This is a genomic window from Nesterenkonia massiliensis, assembly GCF_000455245.1.
In the GTDB taxonomy this organism is placed as follows: domain Bacteria; phylum Actinomycetota; class Actinomycetes; order Actinomycetales; family Micrococcaceae; genus Nesterenkonia; species Nesterenkonia rhizosphaerae.
The window spans coordinates 121,003-123,023 of the sequence record NZ_HG005168.1; the positions used below are offsets into that span (position 1 = coordinate 121,003).

The window sequence follows — 2,021 nt, forward strand, 5'->3', positions numbered from 1 at the left end:
ACCCGCGGCACCGAATCGGCCCATCGATCCGACCAAGTCATGCCGGTTCAGAGCACCCACCAGTTTCCGTGCACGAAACTGGCCGTATTCAACTGGTCGTCGCAACACCTACCCGATGGAGGTGTTCGATGGGCACTACTCCGAGGCAGAAGAAGATCAGGGAAGAGCGAGGGCTCATGCTTCGGTCCCCCTGGCCCAGCGGGCCATCTCGATCGCGTCCAGCACGGTCTCGGTGCGCATATTCGAAGCCACCCGCCAGCCGACAATCATCTGGCTGAACGCGTCGATGATGAAACACACATAGGCGATACCTGCCCAGGTGGGCACGAAGGTCAGATCAGTGACCCACAGCCGATTTCGGGGCAACAGCGGTGAACTGCCGGTTGACCAGATCAGGATGCCGAGACGCTGCTGCATCAGGCTTGGTGGTGCGGACTTCCTTTCGCCGCTGAACACCTTCCAACCCGGCTGCTTTCATCACCTTGGCGGTCTAATCCCGACCGATGCTCACCCCTGCCCGTTGGAAGGCCTTCCACAGCTTCCGCACCCCATAGACCCCGTAATTTTGAGCGGGATCTGCTGCAGCTTCGGGATCAGCTGCCTGTCCCAGACCGCCCGTGCCGAGGGTGGCCTGTTGCGGGCGGCGTAGTAGGTGCTGGCAGCCACCTGCATGCCTGCCTCGCGCAGCACAGCACAGATGGGCTCGACTCCCAGCCTTTTGCCCTCGAGGATCTGGTCCTTATTCGCCTCGATGAAGGCGACTACCTCGGTGACTGGCGGTCGAGCACCGCCCCGAAGAAAGTCGCAGCCCGGCGCAGGATCTCATTAGCCCAGCGCAGCTCTCTGACCTCTTGTACCAGGGCTTTCTCCCGCTCAGGCTGCTCGGTGCTCACCCCAGAGGCTTCACCCTTATCGATATCAGCCTGCCGCACCCATTTCCGGACAGTTTCAACCCCGTAGCCCAGCTGGGTAGCGACTCGCTTGATCGTGCCATAGTCGATGCCCAGCTCCTTACGCAGCTGCTGGAGCATCCGTACCGCGGCTTCTTTCTCCTGCTTGGAGTACTGCCGCGTATTCGGGTTCCCCGGGGTGATCTCTGTAGGCATATCTCCATCTCCCTTTTCAAACGATGAAGTCTCCAAGAAACCCAGGGCGCTTCTGCCCCGACTTGTATACCCCCGAGGGTATATGTCAGACTGGCATATATACCCCCCGGGGTATCCATCGACTGTCAGGAAGGGGAGCGATCTCATGCTTCTAGAACGCATCTACGACGAGGACCTTGCCCAGGCCAGCTACTTCATCGGCTGCCAGGCCACCGGCGAGGGCATGGTCATCGACGCCCGCCGCGACGTCGGCGAATACTTCGACCTCGCCGCGTACCATGGCATGCGCATCACTAAGGTCGCCGAGACCCATATCCACGCCGACTACCTCTCCGGCACCCGTGAGCTCGCGGCCGCGGCAGGTGCCGAAGCGTTCGTCTCCGGCGAGGGGGGCGAGGACTGGCAGTACGGCTTCGATGCCACCCGGCTGAAGCACGGTGACGTGATCACCCTGGGCAACATCCGCGTGGAGGCCCGGCACACCCCTGGCCACACCCCAGAGCATCTGGTGTTCCTGGTGACCGACGGCGCCTTCAGCGATGACCCCGGCTACATGATCTCCGGAGACTTCGTCTTCGCCGGAGACCTCGGCCGCCCGGACCTCCTCGATGAGGCTGCCGGGGGAGAGGACACCCGCTTTGAGGGCGCCAAGCAGCTCTATGTCAGCCTGAAGAACGAGTTCCTCACCCTGCCCGACCACATCCTGGTCTATCCCGGCCACGGCGCAGGTAGCGCCTGCGGCAAGGCCCTGGGCGCACTGCCGGCCACCACGGTCGGCTACGAGCGGGCCAATGCCTGGTGGTCCAAGCACCTTGCCGCCGATGACGAGCAGGGCTTCATCGATGAGCTCCTCGACGGTCAGCCTGACGCTCACGCCTACTTCGGGCGGATGAAGCGCGAGAACAAAGAAGGCCC

The 2,021-nt window shown here is 62.7% G+C and carries 1 protein-coding gene and 1 pseudogene; one reads left to right on the forward strand and one right to left on the reverse strand.

Annotated features, from left to right (window positions below; all coding sequences use genetic code 11):
- Nucleotides 1-186: 186 nt before the first annotated feature.
- Nucleotides 187-1,106 (reverse strand): annotated as a pseudogene (locus TX78_RS14325) (IS3 family transposase); the annotation flags it as partial.
- A gap of 145 nt (nt 1,107-1,251) precedes the next feature.
- Between TX78_RS14325 and TX78_RS14330 the strand changes: the two are divergent.
- On the forward strand, nt 1,252-2,021 hold a 770-nt coding region (locus TX78_RS14330), incomplete at its 3' end, for an MBL fold metallo-hydrolase (protein ID WP_044495158.1).